The sequence below is a fragment of the Lysobacterales bacterium genome, assembly GCA_016703225.1.
Lineage (GTDB): Bacteria > Pseudomonadota > Gammaproteobacteria > Xanthomonadales > Ahniellaceae > JADKHK01.
On the sequence record JADJCM010000001.1, the window covers coordinates 1,632,131 to 1,647,117 of the forward strand.

The 14,987-nt window shown below is 68.3% G+C and carries 13 protein-coding genes; 3 read left to right on the forward strand and 10 right to left on the reverse strand.

From position 1 onward, the window contains the following. Positions 1-62: 62 nt before the first annotated feature. From IPG63_07010 to rpsU, 3 genes are all read right to left on the reverse strand, one after another. Positions 63-1,790, reverse strand: coding sequence for a DNA primase (locus tag IPG63_07010; protein ID MBK6726998.1), 1,728 nt, complete (start codon positions 1,788-1,790; stop codon positions 63-65). A gap of 189 nt (positions 1,791-1,979) precedes the next feature. After that, on the reverse strand, positions 1,980-2,432 hold the full coding sequence (locus IPG63_07015) for a GatB/YqeY domain-containing protein (GenBank protein ID MBK6726999.1): 453 nt from the start codon (positions 2,430-2,432) through the stop codon (positions 1,980-1,982). 122 nt (positions 2,433-2,554) lie between these two features. Beyond that, positions 2,555-2,770: a 30S ribosomal protein S21 gene (rpsU, locus tag IPG63_07020; GenBank protein ID MBK6727000.1), complete on the reverse strand. Its 216-nt coding sequence runs from the start codon at positions 2,768-2,770 to the stop codon at positions 2,555-2,557. A 145-nt stretch (positions 2,771-2,915) separates the two neighbouring features. Between rpsU and IPG63_07025 the strand changes: the two genes are divergently transcribed. Further along, a complete protein-coding gene (locus IPG63_07025) occupies positions 2,916-4,214 on the forward strand; it encodes a S41 family peptidase (protein MBK6727001.1) in 1,299 nt (432 codons plus the stop codon). A 17-nt stretch (positions 4,215-4,231) separates the two neighbouring features. Here the strand turns inward: IPG63_07025 and IPG63_07030 are convergent, their stop codons facing one another. From IPG63_07030 to IPG63_07055, 6 genes are all read right to left on the reverse strand, one after another. Then, complete coding sequence (locus tag IPG63_07030; protein MBK6727002.1) at positions 4,232-4,516, reverse strand: HigA family addiction module antidote protein; 285 nt, start codon at positions 4,514-4,516, stop codon at positions 4,232-4,234. 11 nt (positions 4,517-4,527) lie between these two features. Next, a complete protein-coding gene (locus IPG63_07035; protein ID MBK6727003.1) occupies positions 4,528-4,806 on the reverse strand; it encodes a type II toxin-antitoxin system RelE/ParE family toxin in 279 nt (92 codons plus the stop codon). Between the two features lie 42 nt (positions 4,807-4,848). Continuing rightward, on the reverse strand, positions 4,849-5,775 hold the full coding sequence (locus tag IPG63_07040) for an ABC transporter permease subunit (protein MBK6727004.1): 927 nt from the start codon (positions 5,773-5,775) through the stop codon (positions 4,849-4,851). Then, positions 5,772-7,337, reverse strand: a complete 1,566-nt coding sequence (locus IPG63_07045; protein ID MBK6727005.1) for a peptide ABC transporter substrate-binding protein — start codon at positions 7,335-7,337, stop codon at positions 5,772-5,774. The genes IPG63_07040 and IPG63_07045 overlap by 4 nt, the downstream gene beginning before the upstream one ends. A gap of 149 nt (positions 7,338-7,486) precedes the next feature. Next, the gene (locus IPG63_07050; protein MBK6727006.1) at positions 7,487-10,132 is read right to left on the reverse strand and encodes a proprotein convertase P-domain-containing protein; all 2,646 of its coding nucleotides are present in this window, start codon (positions 10,130-10,132) and stop codon (positions 7,487-7,489) included. A 118-nt stretch (positions 10,133-10,250) separates the two neighbouring features. After that, the gene (locus tag IPG63_07055) at positions 10,251-10,946 is read right to left on the reverse strand and encodes a nucleotidyltransferase family protein (GenBank protein ID MBK6727007.1); all 696 of its coding nucleotides are present in this window, start codon (positions 10,944-10,946) and stop codon (positions 10,251-10,253) included. Positions 10,947-10,985: 39 nt separating this feature from the next. On the opposite strand from IPG63_07055, the gene IPG63_07060 reads away from it, so the two are divergent. Continuing rightward, positions 10,986-11,591 carry a sigma-70 family RNA polymerase sigma factor gene (locus IPG63_07060; protein MBK6727008.1) on the forward strand — a complete coding sequence of 202 codons (606 nt, stop codon included), beginning with the start codon at positions 10,986-10,988 and terminating at the stop codon, positions 11,589-11,591. Positions 11,592-11,619: 28 nt separating this feature from the next. Then, on the forward strand, positions 11,620-14,094 hold the full coding sequence (locus IPG63_07065) for a serine/threonine protein kinase (GenBank protein ID MBK6727009.1): 2,475 nt from the start codon (positions 11,620-11,622) through the stop codon (positions 14,092-14,094). Here IPG63_07065 and IPG63_07070 read toward each other — a convergent pair whose 3' ends face one another. Then, positions 14,095-14,976: a phosphotransferase gene (locus tag IPG63_07070; GenBank protein ID MBK6727010.1), complete on the reverse strand. Its 882-nt coding sequence runs from the start codon at positions 14,974-14,976 to the stop codon at positions 14,095-14,097. Between the last annotated feature and the right edge of the window lie 11 nt (positions 14,977-14,987).

A 14,987-nucleotide genomic window follows, 5' to 3' on the forward strand; every position in this document is an offset into this window, starting at 1 on the left:
CGCGGATCCGAGGCAGGGCAATCCGCCATTGTCCCAGATGAGCGCCCCGCCGCCAGCGATGGTCAACGCCGACCCTTGGCCGCGAGCGCCTCGCGCAGCTCGGTCTTCTCCGCGGCCGAGAGCGGGAAGCCGGAGTCCTGCTTGCCGAGCAGTTCATCGATGCGTTGCTGCAGGGTCTGTCGGTTCAGTTGCTCGCAGGCATCGACGAACTCGGTGCGCCAATGTTCGGGTGCCGAGGGGAAGTCGACCTGCGCCAGTTTCGCCAGCGCCTCATAGTCGTCGCGGCCCTCGAATTGCTGCAGCAAGGTCGCCGTGTTCATGTCCGGTCGCGTGCGGCACATCGCGATCAGTTCCATCAGCAGCGGAATGCCGGGCTGGCGCAAGGTGCCGAACAGGTACGGCGGTTCGAGCGCGTTCGCGATCTCGGGCTTCTGCATCAGCAGCGCCACCGCGGCGCGCACCAGGCTGCGCTGCGGCGGCTTGCCGACCGTGGCGGGCGCATAGGTCTGCGTCGTAGGGGCGACCGGAGCGACGCGCTGCATGCCGGTACGCGTGGCCAGGCTCTGCTGCATCAGGTCGCGAAAGGCGCCGTCGGGAATCTGCGCGAGCAAGGGCTTGGCGCGCTCGGCCAGCCGCGCCTTGCCTTCGAGACCGCGCAGATCGATGTCCTTGCCGAGATCGGCGAAGAAGAACTCGGACAGCGGCATGGCGTCCTTGAGGCGCGCTTCGAAGCCGGTGGCGCCTTCCTTGCGAATCAGACTGTCCGGGTCCTCGCCTTCGGGCAGGAACAGGAACAGCGCCTGGCGCCCGTCCTTCATGCGCGGCAACACCGATTCGACCGCGCGCCACGCGGCACTGCGCCCGGCCTTGTCGCCATCGAAACAGAAGTAGACATCGGCCGAGTTGCGGAACAACAGTTCGGCGTGGTCCTTGGTGGTCGCGGTGCCGAGTGTCGCCACCGCCTGGGTGATGCCGAACTGGAACAGCGCGATCACGTCCAGGTAGCCCTCGACCACGATCAGTCGCGGGATCTTGCTGTGCGACTGCCGCACCTGGTGCAGCGCGTAGAGTTCGCGTCCCTTGTGGAACAGCGGTGTCTCCGGCGAGTTCAGATACTTCGGACCATCGGCATCGCCCATCACGCGACCGCCGAACGCGATCACGCGACCGCGGCGATCATGGATCGGGAACATCAGTCGGTCGCGGAACTTGTCGTAGGCGCCACCGCGGTCGCCGGTCGACAGCATCCCGGCGGCATCGAGTGCTTTCAGGCGCCCTTCGCTGCTGCCGACGGCGTGCTTGATCGCATCCCAGGAATCCGGCGCGTAGCCGATGCCGAAACGCTGGATCATCGCCGCGTCGAGGCCGCGTTTCTCCAGGTACTTGCCGCACTTCTCGCTGCCCGGCAGTTGCTTCTGGAAGAACCTCGCCGAGGCGTCGAGCACTTCGTACAGCTCCGCGAACTGGTCTTGCGGGCCGCGCACGGCACCGCCTTCGTAGGGCACGGTCATGCCGACGCGCGCGGCCAGATCCTCGACCGCGTCGACGAACTCGAGGCGGTCGTACTCCATCAGGAACTTGATCGCCGAGCCGTGCGCGCCGCAGCCGAAGCAGTGGTAGAACTGCTTGGTCGGGCTGACCGAGAACGAGGCCGAGCGCTCGTCGTGGAACGGGCAGCGCGCCATGTGATCGCGCCCGGCGCGCTTCAGCGGCACGCGCGACTCGATCACCTCGACGATGTCGACGCGCGCGAGCAGGTCATCGATGAAGCGGTCGGGGATGCGCGCCATGGGTGCAGGTTATCCGCAAAGAGCGACCCCCTCCCAGCAGTCAGGCTCGACGGCGCAAAGGGGATCAGGAAGCGAAGAGCGACCCCCTCCCGGCCTCCCCCTGGCTGCGCCAAGGGGAGGAGAGGTGCGGCGCTGTTGCTCCCTCCCCTGCGCACGAAGTGCGGAGGGGAGGGTTGGGGTGGGGTGCTCTCAACCCAGCGCCGCGAGCTTCTGCTTGACCAGTTCCGAGAGCTTGCCCATGTCGGTGCGGCCGGCGACTTTCGGTTTCACCAGCGCAATCACCTTGCCCATGTCCTTGGCGCTGGCGGCGCCGGCTTCGGCGATCGCCGCGACGACGATGGCCTCGACTTCCTCAGCCGCCATTTGCGCCGGCAGGTAGGTCTGGATCACGCCGAGCTCGTAGCGCTCGACCTGGGCCAGGTCCTCGCGCGCAGCGGCCTCGTACTGGGTGATCGAGTCCTTGCGCTGCTTGACCATCTTCTCCAGCACCGACAGCACCTGGGTGTCATCGAGCTGGATGCGCTCGTCGACCTCGCGCTGCTTGATGCCGGCGTTGATCAGGCGGATCACCTGCAGCCGGTCCTTTGCGCCGCTCTTCATCGCGGCCTTCATGTCTTCGGTCAGTTTCAGCTTGAGGCTCATGGCGGATTCCTGATGCGGAAAGGGGATTTCCGGAAACGCAAAAAGCCGGCGGTGCGAGAGCAGCGCCGGCTACGGAGAGTGCAGCTTGCCATCGGATCGGGAACTTGCGCTCCCGCGGCCGATCAATACATGCGCTGACGCTTGGTGACGTCGCGCATCACGCGACGCAGCGTACGCTTCACCGCCGCGGCGGCCTTGCGCTTGCGCTCCTGGGTCGGCTTTTCGTAGAACTCGCGCTTGCGCGTTTCGGCCAGGATGCCGGCCTTCTCGCAGGTGCGCTTGAAACGACGCAGGGCGAACTCGAAAGGTTCGTTCTCGCGGACTTTGACGCTTGGCATGATCTCTCCGTTGAGATGCAGACCCGGGTGACCCCGGAAAAAAGGGCGCGAATTGTATCCCCGGGCCGAACGAAAAACAAACGGCGGGGTGACTGCGGCGCTCGCGCGGGCTATGGTGCCGTCCAAACCCTTGTGGAGCGCGAGCATGCGCCGATTTGCCGCCCTGATCCTGATCCCCCAACTAGTCGCAGCCGCGGCCGTTGAACCCGCAGTGGCGCCGGCGCCGGTGACCACGCCACAACCGATCGAGATCCGTTCCGAGGACCTGCGCAGCTTCGTCGCGGTGCTACGCGCGGTGAAGGACGGCTACGTTGATCCGGTCGACGACACGCGGCTGCTGCAAGGCGCGATCGCCGGCGTGCTCGCCGATCTCGATCCGCACAGCGCGTACCTGACGGCGCAAGAGCTGAAGCAATGGGACGAGGACGTGCAGGGCCTGTACGGCGGTCTCGGCATCGAAGTGATCGGCGTCGACGGCGAACTGCGCGTGATCGCGCCGATCGACGATTCGCCGGCGGCGCGCGCTGGTATCCGTGCTGGCGACGCCATCATCGCGATCGACGGCGTCGCCGTCGCCGAGCGCGAAGACGAGGCGCTGGACCAGCTGCGCGGTGCACCGGGCAGTCGCGTCGAGCTCTCGATCCAGCGCGGCGCGGCGCAGGAACTGCTGAGCTTCAAGCTCACCCGCGAAGTGATCATGGCGCAGTCGGTGCGCACGCGTTGGCTCGAACCCGGCTACGCCTATGTGCGCCTGAGCGTGTTCCAGGAAAACACCGGGGTCGAGTTCCGCGATCGCCTGCGCAAGCTCAAGGCCGACGGCGGCACGCTGCGCGGTGCCGTGCTCGACCTGCGCGACAACCCTGGCGGCGTGCTGCAGGCCGCGGTCGAGGTCTGCGACGCGCTGCTCGAAGGCGGCGTCGTGGTCAAGACCGACGGTCGCCTGGCCTCGGCCGACGGCAGCTACAGCGCCGGACCCGGCGACCTGCTCGAGGGCGCGCCGCTGGTGGTGCTGATCGATGGCGGCAGTGCTTCCGCCGCCGAGATCGTTGCCGGCGCGTTGCAGGATCACCAGCGCGCGCTCGTGGTCGGCAAGCGCAGCTTCGGCAAGGGCTCGGTGCAGAACATCCTGCCGCTCGAATCCGGCGGCGCGATCAAGCTCACCACCGCGCGTTACTACACGCCGAGCGGCCACTCGATCCAGGCCCAGGGCATCGTCCCCGACATCGTCCTGTCCGACGTGCAACTGGTGCGCGAAGACAGCGGCCCGCAGATCATCGAATCCGAGGCTACGCTGAGCGGCCATCTCGAAGCCGTCGAACCCGCCGCGACCACCGCCGCGCCACGCGACGCCGAACTCGATTCCGACTACGCCCTGAGCGCCGCGCTCAACGCCCTCAAGGCCATGGTCGTCGCCCGCCGCCAGGGCGGCGCGGCGCGGGGGTGACGCTTCGTCCGTCGGCTTCAGGCAGCGAGCTTGGTGACCTTGAGCGTCCGGCGTCGCTGTTCGACGTGCCAGAGATCGAACTGTGCCTGTTGACTCAGCCAGCTTTCCGGTGAAGTACCGAACGCGATCGAGAGGCGAACGGCCATCTCGGGGCTGATGCCGGCGCGGCCATTGAGGATGGCCGACAAGGTCTTGCGGCTGACGCCAAGGGCATCGGCCGCTTCCGTGATCGTGAGGCCCAGCGGCTCGAGGCAGAGCGATTTCAGGATTTCGCCTGGATGCGGAGGATTGTGCATACGCATGTTCATCGGCCTCAGTGGTAGTCCTCGTAGTCCACAACTTCCGCATCCATTCCCTTGAACTTGAACGTGACACGCCAGTTGCCGCTGACGGTCACTGCCCAGGTTCCCTTGCGATCACCTTTCAACTCGTGCAGGTGCAAGCCGGGCAAGGCCATGTCTTTGGGCGAAGTGGCGGCGTTCAATTGAGCGAGAATGAGGCGGAGCCTGGGAGCATGCCGAGCCTGGACGCCCGCCAACGAGCCACTGCTGAAGAACCGGGTCAGTCCCTTGTGCTTGAAGCCGAGGATCATGCGCCACAGCGTAACCCAATCGGTTACGGGCCTCAACGGGCATCATCCCGCTGGCCCGGAGATCCTCGGATCGACCCACCCGCGCAGTGCGTCAACCACGAGGTTGACCAGCAGGATGGCGATGCCGGCGGTGAGCGCCACGCCCATGACCAGGGTGTAGTCGCGATTGAGCGCGCCCTGCACGAAGTAGCGACCGATGCCGGGGATGGCGAAGACCTGCTCGACCACGACCGAGCCGGTGACCAGCGCAATCGTCGCCGGCGCGATCCAGGCGACGATCGGTGCCAGCGTCGGACGCAGCGCGTGATGCAGCAGCAGGTCGCGACCCTCGATGCCGCGTGCGCGTGCGGCGAGGATGTAGTCCGTGCCCAGCACCTCGATCAGGCTGGCGCGTGTCAGTCGCACCACGTAGGCGAGATTCGGTGCCGCCAGCGCGAGCACCGGCAGCACCGCGTAGCGCGGATCGCTGGCGTCCCAGCCGCCCGCCGGCAACCAGCCCAGCCAGACCGCGAAGCAAAGCACCAGCAGCGGCGCCAGCACGAACTTCGGCAGCGCCAGTCCGACCAGGCCGACGCCGCTGGCGATGTGGTCGCTGATGCGACCGGCGCGCCATCCGGCGAGCAGGCCGAGCGGCACGCCGCCCGCCAGTGCGAGCAGCAGCGCGGCGAGACCGAGCGGCAGCGAAACCTTGAGCCCGCCCGCGATCAGTTCGCCGACGTTGTAGTCCGGATACTGGAACGAAGGCCCGAGATCGCCCTGCGCCAGTTGCCCGAGATAGCGCAGGTACTGTTTCGGCAGCGGCTCGTCGAGGTGGTAGCGCGCCTCCAGGCGCGCCTGGATCTCGGGCGTGACGGCGCGCTCGACATCGAACGGCCCGCCCGGCGCGGCGCGCATCAGCACAAAGCACAAGGTCACCAGCAGCCACAGCGTCAGTGTCGCCTCGCCCAGGCGAACCAGCCAGCGCTTCATGGCGCCGACTCGCGCAGCCGCATCCAGCGCGACGGATGGCGATCCAGCGGGTTCGCGACGAATCCCTCGACCTCGTCGCGCACCAGATGCTTGGAGACGTAGAAGTAGATCGGCAGGATCGGTTGCGACTGCAGCAGCTGCCGCTCGGCGACGGCGAAGCGGTGCCTGCGCACGGTCGGGTCGGCGCTGGCGCGGGCCTCGCCGAGCAGGCGCGAATAGTCGGCGTCGGCGTAGCCGGTCCAGTTGTTCGGGCCGGGGCCGTCGAAGGCTTCGAGAAAGGCGAGCGGGTCGGCGACATCGGCGATCCAGCCGCCGCGGAACGCTTCGGTAAGGCGGCCGCTGCGACGGTTCTGCACGAACACCTTCCACTCCTCGTTGACCAGGTGCGTGCGCACGCCGAGCGTTTCGCGCCACATCGCCGCGACCGCAAGCGCCAGGCGGCGGTGCGGCGTCGAGGTGTTGTAGCGCAGCTCGACTTCCAGCGGACGCGCCGGCGAGTAACCGGCAGCGGCGTACAGCTGCTGCGCCTCGCGCACGCGCTGCGCCTGCGTCAGGCTCGACTCCGTCGGTGCCCACGCCGCCTCGCCGAGCAGGACCGGCGGCAACAGCGAGAACGCCGGGCTTTCGCCCAAGCCGGTGATGTATCTCGTCAGAATCCCGCGGTCGATCGCCAGCGACAGCGCGCGGCGCAGTTGCGGCTGTCGCGCAAACGGCCTGCGTCGCAGGTTGTAGCCGAGATAGAAGCTGCCGAGGTAGGGGCTGATGCGCAGCTGCGTGCCGAAGCGCTCGCGCAGGCGTTCCAGTCGAGCCGGCGGAACCACCTCGGTGAAATCGAGATCTCCGGCGACGAAGCGCTTCTGTTCGGTGTTCGCATCTTCGGTGACGTGAAAGCGCACGCGCTCGATCGCCACCTGCGCGACCGCGTGGAAATGCGGATTGCGTTCGAGCAACAGGCTCGCCTGCGGTGTCCATTCGATCAGCCGGTAGGGCCCGTTGCCGATCAGGTTGCCGGGGCGAGTGTGCAGCATGCCGTGCCGGCGCAGCGAAGGCAGGTGCAGCGGTGCCGCGACCGGCAGCGCCAGGCGTTCGAGCAACGCGGTCGGCTGCGTCAGTTCGATCACCACGGTGCGTGCATCGGGCGCGCGAATGCCGAGCGCGGTGGGCGCCATCGCGCCGCGCATCACCGCCGGCGCGTTGCGAATCGAGGCGAACAGCGAAGCCAGTGGCGCCGCCGTGTCCGGATCAAGCGCGCGCTGCATCGAGGCCACGAACTGCGGCGCATCCAGCGGCTCGCCGTTCGACCAGCGCAGCCCGGCGCGCAGGTGGAAGGTCCAGGTGCGGCCATCCGCCGCAACCTCCCAACGCTCGGCCATCCCGGGCACGATCCCGCCATCGGCCGCGAACGCGGCCAGCCCCTCGTACAAATCGGTCAGGATGTTCTGCGAACCGACTTCGGAACCACGATGCACATCCAGCGTCGTCGGCTCCGGCCCGTTGCCACGATCGAGCACGGCATCGGCCTGCGCGCTGCTCGACAGCGCGAGCAGCACTGCCGCCATCATCGTGACCGCCCGGCATCGGCCCAGCACGGTCACATGGCAATCGGGGCGTGGTGAAGGCGGGCTCGGCATGCGCGGCATATACGCAGCGTGCCCGCCGAAAAGCAAACGGCCCGGGCAATGCCGGGCCGTTGGTGGGGGCGGCGAGTGGATCAGAAGGTGATCGACCAGCTGTCGATGTAGCCGGTGTCGCCGGCGCCGTTGTCGTTGACGCGCATTTTCCAGGTGCCGTTCAGCGTTTCGGACGACAGGTTCAGGGTCACCGTCTTGTTGATGTTGTCGGTGCCCGATCCGGTGCGGTTGTGCAGGTTGTACAGCGTGCCATCGGGTGCGACCAGGTCGACCTTCAGATCGCCCTGGTAGGTGTGCACGATGGCGACGCTGACCGAGCTGCTGCTCGGTGCGGTGCCGCTGCGGCCGCTGACGGTGATCGGCGAGTCGACGGTGGCGTTGTCGTTGATCGTGTAGTTGCCCGAGTTGGTGTAGGTCTGCGCGCTGCCGCCGCCGGCGCTGTAGCTGCCGACCAGGCTGAGGCCGGAGAACGCCTCGTAGGCAAGCACGCGCACGTACCAGGTGCCTGCCGAGGGCGTCGCGAACGTGCAGGTCTCGGCATTGCCACCCTGGTACGGGCGGCAGTCGTAGCTGCTGTCGGTCGGCGCTGAACCGAATTTCACGTAGAGATCGGCGTCGCCAGTGCCGCTGGACGTGGTGAAGCTGAGATTGCTCGCGCCCGCAGGCACGACCATCGTGTAGTTGAGCGAAGCACCCACGGCGGCCGAGAGATTGCCGACCGCGACGCCGTTGCTGAGCACGGTGCCGCCGGTGGTGTTGTTCACCGAGAAGCTGACCGGGTTCGAGGTCGTGCTGTTGCTGGCGGCATCGGCGGCACGCGCGGTCAGTGTGTGCGAACCGTTGGCGAGCGCGGTCGAGTTGAAGGCCAGGCTATACGGCGACGTGCTGTCGCTGCCGCGCGAGACGCCGTCGATGAGGAACTCGACGCCGGTGACGCCGACGTTGTCGGACGCGGTCGCGTTCAGCGTGATCGTGCCCGAGCTGCCGCTGACCGATGCGCTGACCGTCGGCGGCGTGGTGTCGCCGCCGCCTGCGCCCTGCGTGACCCAGATCGGTGCCGACCACAGGATCTTGCCGTCGTCCTGCGTCAGCTTGGCGTAGAAGAAGTGCTCGCCGTTGGCCGGCGTGAAGCTGTGGGTTGCGGTCGAGGCGAGCAGGGTGACGGTGCCGTTGCGCTTGGGCACGCCGTTGTACCACTGCACTTGCGAGACCGTGCGACCGGCGCTGTTGGCGAAGTTCGCGACCAGGTTCAGCACGCCTGAGTTGCTGATGCGGCTGCCCATGAGGTTGCCGTTCGCGGTGGTGATCAGTTGCGAGTTCTTGTCCATCGTCGCGTAGACGCGGCGCGCCTTCAGTGCGGCGACGAAGTTGGCCTCGTTCAGCGCGGTGCCGGTCGGCAGCAGCACGCCGGTGCGGTTGGTGTAGCTCGCGCCCCAGTTGGCGCAGTGGTTGTCCTGGTTGGTCGTCGGCGCGACATGGAAGCCGCTCTCCAGCAGCTTGTTGAACGCGCTGGTGTAGGTACTGCGGCTGGTCTCGCTTTCAGTGGTGTTGGAGGAGAACGCCGAGGTGTTCATCATCTCGGCGCCGACCATGACCTCATCGCCGTCGGCGTGATAACCCATCACCGTGCTGCCGATCTTGAACTGGTCGCTGGTGCTCGGATGGTTGAACTGTCCGATCCAGCCGCGCGCCTTCATCGTCGTGTACAGGCTCGCGTAGTCGCTCTTGGCGACGAAGAGATCGCCGAGCAGCTGGCTGGAGCTGTTGTATTCCCAGGACAACAGCTTGTCGCCGTTGATGATGTTGAGATGGCCGCCGTTGCTGATCACGCCCCACTCCATGCCGTACAGCGCCAGGAACGCGGGGTTGGCGCTATTCGAGCTGGCCATCGCGGTGCGACCGGCGGCATAGCGATTGATCGCCGTGCTCGGGCTGGCCGAGGTGTTGGTGCTGGAGGAGCCGTCGAAGTAATGGTTGTGCTCGGATTCCATCAGGAAATCGAGACCGCGGCCGCGGGCATAGTTGAAGGCGTCGGCGGGACCATAGGCGCCGGTCTGCGCCGCCTGCGACGAGGTGCAGGAGCCGATCGCGCCGCCACCGTCGGAGTCGTTGCTCTGGCCGTGCAGATTGCCGAAGTACACGGTGTAGGGCAGCGACGCCGTCGCCGCCTGCGACTTCGCCGAACCCGCGGTTGGCAGCGCACGGAATTCGGGCATCGCCACTTTCGGCAACGCGCCGACGCGGATGTCCCATTCCTGCACATGCGTATCGCCAGCGTCTTCGATCAGCGCCTGCTCGACCCGCTTGGACAGATTGCCGGCGCGCGAGCGGAACGCGACCGGGTCGCCCGCGGTGGCGGTCAGGCGCACCTTGTAGAAGCCGTCCGCCAGCGGCCGTTGCCCGCCATCGCGGCCGTCCCACGGCACCACGGTCTCGATCTGCTTCTGGAACAGGCGTTCCTCGCCATGCCAGGTGCGCAGGGTGGTCGCACCTTCACCATCCAGCAGCTCCAGTTTCCAGGCCACGGTCGAGGGATCGCGCGCGTCGATGTAGCTGAAGTACAGCGTGAAATCGCGCGCCGTGGACTTCGCCATCGCGAACGGTGCATGCAGCGCCGCTTCGAACTCATGATGGTCGGGGCTGGCCGGGCGGGCAGCCTGCACGGAAACGGCAGCAGCAAGACTCAGCGCGAGCGTGGTCGCGCGCAAACGCGTGGAACGAAGCATGGAATCCCCCGGGTGAATGGCGTGCGCACGCTATCCGCGAAGTGTTTCCGTACTGTGTCGCGTCCCTTAGGCCGGTGCCCGGCTCTATTCTGTGACGCGGTTCATGCGCGGGCGCTTTTTAGCGGTTTGTTGCAGACAAGTCTTGCTGCAGCGCGGTAGTGAGGCGGGTATCGAGCGCGCGCAGGCGTTCCTGCGTGCCGACGTCCTCCCATTCGCCGCAATGCGCCTCGACCGAGAGCTGGCCGGTGTTCGCGACGGCGGTGAGCAACGGCGTGATCGAGAACTTGCCGGGCGTGTGGGTGCGCACCAGCTCCGGCCGATACACGCCGATGCCGGCCAGGGTATGTGCGGGCGCATCGGCTCCGAGCAGCGGCGTCACCGTCTGCTCGAACGCCGCCGGCGTGCGAAACGCGGGCAGCGGCACCAGCACGCAATGGGCGAGACCTTGCGGCTCGCGCGGCAGCGTGGCGAGCGGGTGCGTGCTCCAGATGTCGCCGTTGAGGGCGATGAATGGCGCGTCGCCGAGCAGGGACAGGGCATGGCGCATGCCGCCACCGGTTTCGAGCGCGGTTTCGCCTTCGTGGCTGAAGTGCAGGTGCACGCCGAAACCGCTGCCATCGCCAAGCCGTTGCGGAAAGCACGGCGCCAGCCACGAGGTGTTGATCACGATGTCGTGCACGCCGATCGCACGCAGCCGCTCGATGTGCCAGACGACCAGTGGCTTGCCGCCGACTTCGAGCAGCGGCTTGGGCGTGGTGTCGGTCAGCGGGCGCATGCGCTCGCCGCGGCCGGCGGCGAAGATCAGGGCGCGCATGCTGGGGCTGCGGTCGGTAGTTGCGGCAGAATCGGGCTCATGGAACCGGATGATGACTTGCCGCAGCGGCAAAACGTAGCCGCATCAGTGCCGGCGTGGCTGGCGCGCAGCCGCAGCGGCGACCGCGTCGCGCTCGACCGTCTGTTCGCCGAGCTGCGCGCCGAGTTGAAGCAGGTGGCCAGGCGCCAGCGCGCGCGCCTCGACCCCGGCGAGACACTGTGCACCACCGCGCTGGTCAACGAGTTGTGGATGAAACTGAATCGCGCGCCGCCCAATCGCATCGCCGACCGCGAGCATTTCCTCGCGATCTCGGCGCAGGCGATGCGCGAGATCGTGGTTGACCATGCGCGTGCGCGTCGCGCCGACAAGCGCGGCGCCGGGGTCGGCCATCTGCCTCTGGACGCGCCCGATGCGTTGCGGCTGGCGATGCCGGACGATGCCGCGCAGGTGCTCGCGGTCGACGCCGCCGTGCAGCGGCTGGAGGCGCTGGACCCGCGACTGGCGCAGGTGGTGGTGTGGCGCTATTTCGCCGGGCTCGACGAGGCCGAGATCGCCGCAGCGCTGAATGTCACCGAGCGCACCGTGCGGCGCGACTGGGTCAAGGCGCGTACCCTGCTCGCCGAGTTGCTCGGCGAGCTGTCCTGAGCCGGCGCCCGCGCACGGAGTTGGCGACATGACCCGCGACCCCGCCCAGTGGCAGCACCTGCAAGCGCTGATCGACCAGGCGCTCGAACTCGAGGGCGCGGCGCGCGCGGATTGGCTGCAGCGGCTCGACGCGGGAGTGCCCGCGGATGGCGCCGCGGTACGCGACCTCCTGCAACGCGCCGAGGCCGCCGCGCAGGCGCCGCAACTCGAGCCTCCGGCCTGGCTCAGCGGTGCGCAGCGCGCCCGTGATCGCAGTGGCCGCGAAGTCGCCGGGTATCGCCTCCTTGCCGAGATCGGTCGCGGCGGCATGGGTAGCGTCTGGAAGGCGGCTGCGCTCGCTGATGCGTCGCAATGCGCAGCGATCAAGTTCCCCGAGATCCGCGCCAGCCGCGATGCGGTGCTGGCCCGCTTCGCACGCGAACGCGACCTGCTCGCGCGTCTGGATCATCCCGGCATCGCCCGCCTGCTCGACGCCGGTCTGGCCGGCGACGGCGAGCCGTTCCTGATCCTCGAGTACGTGGATGGCGTCGCGCTCGACCAGTGGTGCCAGCGGCACACCGCCAACCTGGCCGAGCGCATGCGCCTGGTCGAAGCGGTGGCCGATGCGGTGCAGGCCGCGCATGCGCAGCTGGTCGTGCATCGCGACCTCAAGCCGGCAAACGTGCTGGTCGATGGCAGCGGGCGCGCGGTCGTGCTCGACTTCGGCATCGCGCGCCTGATCGAGGACGAAGGCGCGGGCGCAGGCAGCGTGACGCGCCTGCATGGCGGCGCGATGACGCCGGCCTACGCCGCGCCCGAACAGCTGCAGGGCGCACCGCCCAGCGTAGCGATGGACGTCTACGCGCTCGGTCTGATCGCTTACGAGTTGGTCGAGGGCCGGCGCGCCTTCACCGCCACCGACACGCCGCGCGATCCGCCGCCACGCGCGCGTCGTGCCGACGCCGACCTGGCCACGATCATCGCCAAGGCAATGCGTGCCGAGCCGCGCGAGCGCTACGCCAGCGCGCGCGAGTTCGCCGAGGACCTGGCCGCCTGGCGCGAAAATCGCCCGATCCGCGCTCGTCCGCCGAGCCTGACCTACCGTGCGCGCAAGTTCGTGCGTCGCCATCGCGGCGGCGTCGCCACCGGCATGGTCGCGCTGCTCGCGGTCATCGGCAGCGTGATCGGCGTCGCCTGGCAGGCGCAAGTGGCCCGTGCCGAAGCCGAGCGCGCCCGGGCCGAGGCGGCGCGGGCGACGGCGTATTCGGATTTTCTGACGCGCCTGTTCGGCGACGCGCTCGCGACCGGCACCGCTGCCGAATCGAGCCGCCTGCTCGATCGCGGTGAAGTCATCCTCACGCGCCTGCGCGGGCTCGACCCGGCCGTCGCCGCGGAACTGTGGGTGCGCTGGGCCGGTTTCCAGTTCTCGCGTGACCGGCCCGCAGCCGCGTTGGCCTCGTACCGGCGCGCGTTGGCGCTGACGCCGCCGACGGCATTCGAGCGCTACGTGAACATCGAATGCCGAACCATTGGCGTGCACGTTGCGCTGGAGGAGCCTGCGGCGGCGCAAGCGCTGGTGGCGGCGGCCGAACGCAACCCGCATCGGGTTTCCGAAGCGGCGCTGGCCGAGTGCTTTGATCGGGCCGCGACCTACTACGCCGCTCGCGGTGAGCGGGAGCGCGCCTTGGCCAGCCTCGATCGCGCCGCCGCTGGCTATCGCGAACGCGAGGGGGCCGATTCGACCAACGCCTGGAACACGCAACGCCGGCGCGCCGGCCTGCTGATCGACCTTGGTCGCGTCGACGCCGCCGCCGCGGCGCTGGCGCAATTGCTGGAGTTTCGCGAACGCGCCGGACTGGCCGAAGACACCGCGACCGCCTCGGCCTATGGCGAACTCGCGCGCGTGCAGCGCCTGCGATCGCACCTGCCGGAAGCACTCGTGGCGGCGACGCGCGAACTCGAATTGCGCGCCGCGCGCGGCCACGACGACGTATTCCAGGCCGCGCCGCACGCCAACATCGCCAACCTGCACGCCTTGCTCGGCGACGCCGCGGCGGCGCGGCGCCACTATGCGGAGGCCGAACGCATCGCCGAGCAGGCGCAGACCAAGACCATGGCACCGGCGATCTGGCTCAGCCACGCGCGCTGGCTGATCGTCTGGGGCGAGGGAGAGGCTGCGGCCGAGCGCATCGACCGCGCCGCGCAGGCGCTGGTCGAGCGTCACGGTGCGACGCATCCGGAGTTGGCCCGCATCGCCTACCTGCGCAGTCTGCTGCGCATCGCGCGCGGCGAACTCGATGGCGGGCGAGCCGACCTGGCCGCGGCGATCACGTTGCTGCGCGACGCCGGCGCGCCGGTGGCAATGCACTTGCCGCGCGCGCTCACCGACCAAGCGCGTCATGCCCTCGCCGCGGGAGCGCGCGAGGAAGCACGGTCTTCAGCGCAGGAAGCGCTGGCGCTGCCGGCGCCGGAATACGAGCGGCAGGAAACGCGCGCGCTGATGGCTGCGGTGCAGGCGCGTTGATCAGTCCCGCGGCCGCGTCAGGTCCACGGTTGCGGTGATCTTCGCCAGCCATTCGCCGAAGGGCTTGAGGTCCTTGTTCACGGTGGCCACGTCGAGCGTGTACTTCAGCACCAGCGGCAGGTCGTTGAGGTATTGCGCCTTGCCGTCGCGGTACCAGAGCCGGCAGAAGATGCCGAGCACTTTCAGGTGGCGCTGCACGCCCATCAGGTCGAACCAGCGCTTGAAGCGCAGTTCGTTGTGCGCGATCAGGTTGCCCTGCACCGCGCGCTCGCGGTACTGCTGCATCCAGGCGAGCACGCGTTCCTTCGGCCATTCGATGTAGCAGTCGCGCAGCAGCGACACCAGGTCGTAGGTGATCGGTCCCTTGACCGCGTCCTGGAAGTCGATCACGCCGGGGTTGTTCATCGGCGTGCGCATCAAGTTCCGGCTGTGGAAATCGCGATGCACGAATACCTGCGGCTGCTCCAGCGCCGAGGCGGTGAGCACCGAGAACGCATGCTCGATGGTGTCCCAGCCGGCGCAGTCCTGCTGCAGGCCGAGGTGACGCTTGAGGAACCACTCCGGGAACAGCTCCATCTCGGCCACCAGCTTGCCGTAGTGGTAGGTCTCGAGCCCGCTGCAGTCGACCCGGGTCTGCATCGCGTACAGCGTGTTCAGCGCGTCGCGGTAGAGGGTGTCGGCGCTGCCCTCGTTGAGTTGCGACAGGTAGCTCTGGTCGCCGAGGTCGGCCATCAGGATGAAGCCTTGGCCGCGCTCGACCGCGACCAGTTCCGGGGCGTTGACGTTGGCCTTGCGCAGGCGCGCGAGGATGTCGAGCCAGGGCGCGATGTTCTCGCGCTCGGGCGGCGCGTCCATCACGATGAAGCGGTTGTCGCGACTCAAGACGCGGTAAT

Coding starts and splice junctions, on each gene's coding strand:
- IPG63_07060 (MBK6727008.1), top strand. CDS start 10,986: ATGGAACCGGATGATGACTTGCCGCAGCGGCAAAACGTAGCCGCATCA.
- rpsU (MBK6727000.1), bottom strand. CDS start 2,770: ATGCCAAGCGTCAAAGTCCGCGAGAACGAACCTTTCGAGTTCGCCCTG.
- IPG63_07055 (MBK6727007.1), bottom strand. CDS start 10,946: ATGCGCGCCCTGATCTTCGCCGCCGGCCGCGGCGAGCGCATGCGCCCG.
- IPG63_07050 (MBK6727006.1), bottom strand. CDS start 10,132: ATGCTTCGTTCCACGCGTTTGCGCGCGACCACGCTCGCGCTGAGTCTT.
- IPG63_07065 (MBK6727009.1), top strand. CDS start 11,620: ATGACCCGCGACCCCGCCCAGTGGCAGCACCTGCAAGCGCTGATCGAC.
- IPG63_07040 (MBK6727004.1), bottom strand. CDS start 5,775: ATGAAGCGCTGGCTGGTTCGCCTGGGCGAGGCGACACTGACGCTGTGG.
- IPG63_07025 (MBK6727001.1), top strand. CDS start 2,916: ATGCGCCGATTTGCCGCCCTGATCCTGATCCCCCAACTAGTCGCAGCC.
- IPG63_07010 (MBK6726998.1), bottom strand. CDS start 1,790: ATGGCGCGCATCCCCGACCGCTTCATCGATGACCTGCTCGCGCGCGTC.
- IPG63_07030 (MBK6727002.1), bottom strand. CDS start 4,516: ATGCGTATGCACAATCCTCCGCATCCAGGCGAAATCCTGAAATCGCTC.
- IPG63_07035 (MBK6727003.1), bottom strand. CDS start 4,806: ATGATCCTCGGCTTCAAGCACAAGGGACTGACCCGGTTCTTCAGCAGT.
- IPG63_07015 (MBK6726999.1), bottom strand. CDS start 2,432: ATGAGCCTCAAGCTGAAACTGACCGAAGACATGAAGGCCGCGATGAAG.
- IPG63_07045 (MBK6727005.1), bottom strand. CDS start 7,337: ATGATGGCGGCAGTGCTGCTCGCGCTGTCGAGCAGCGCGCAGGCCGAT.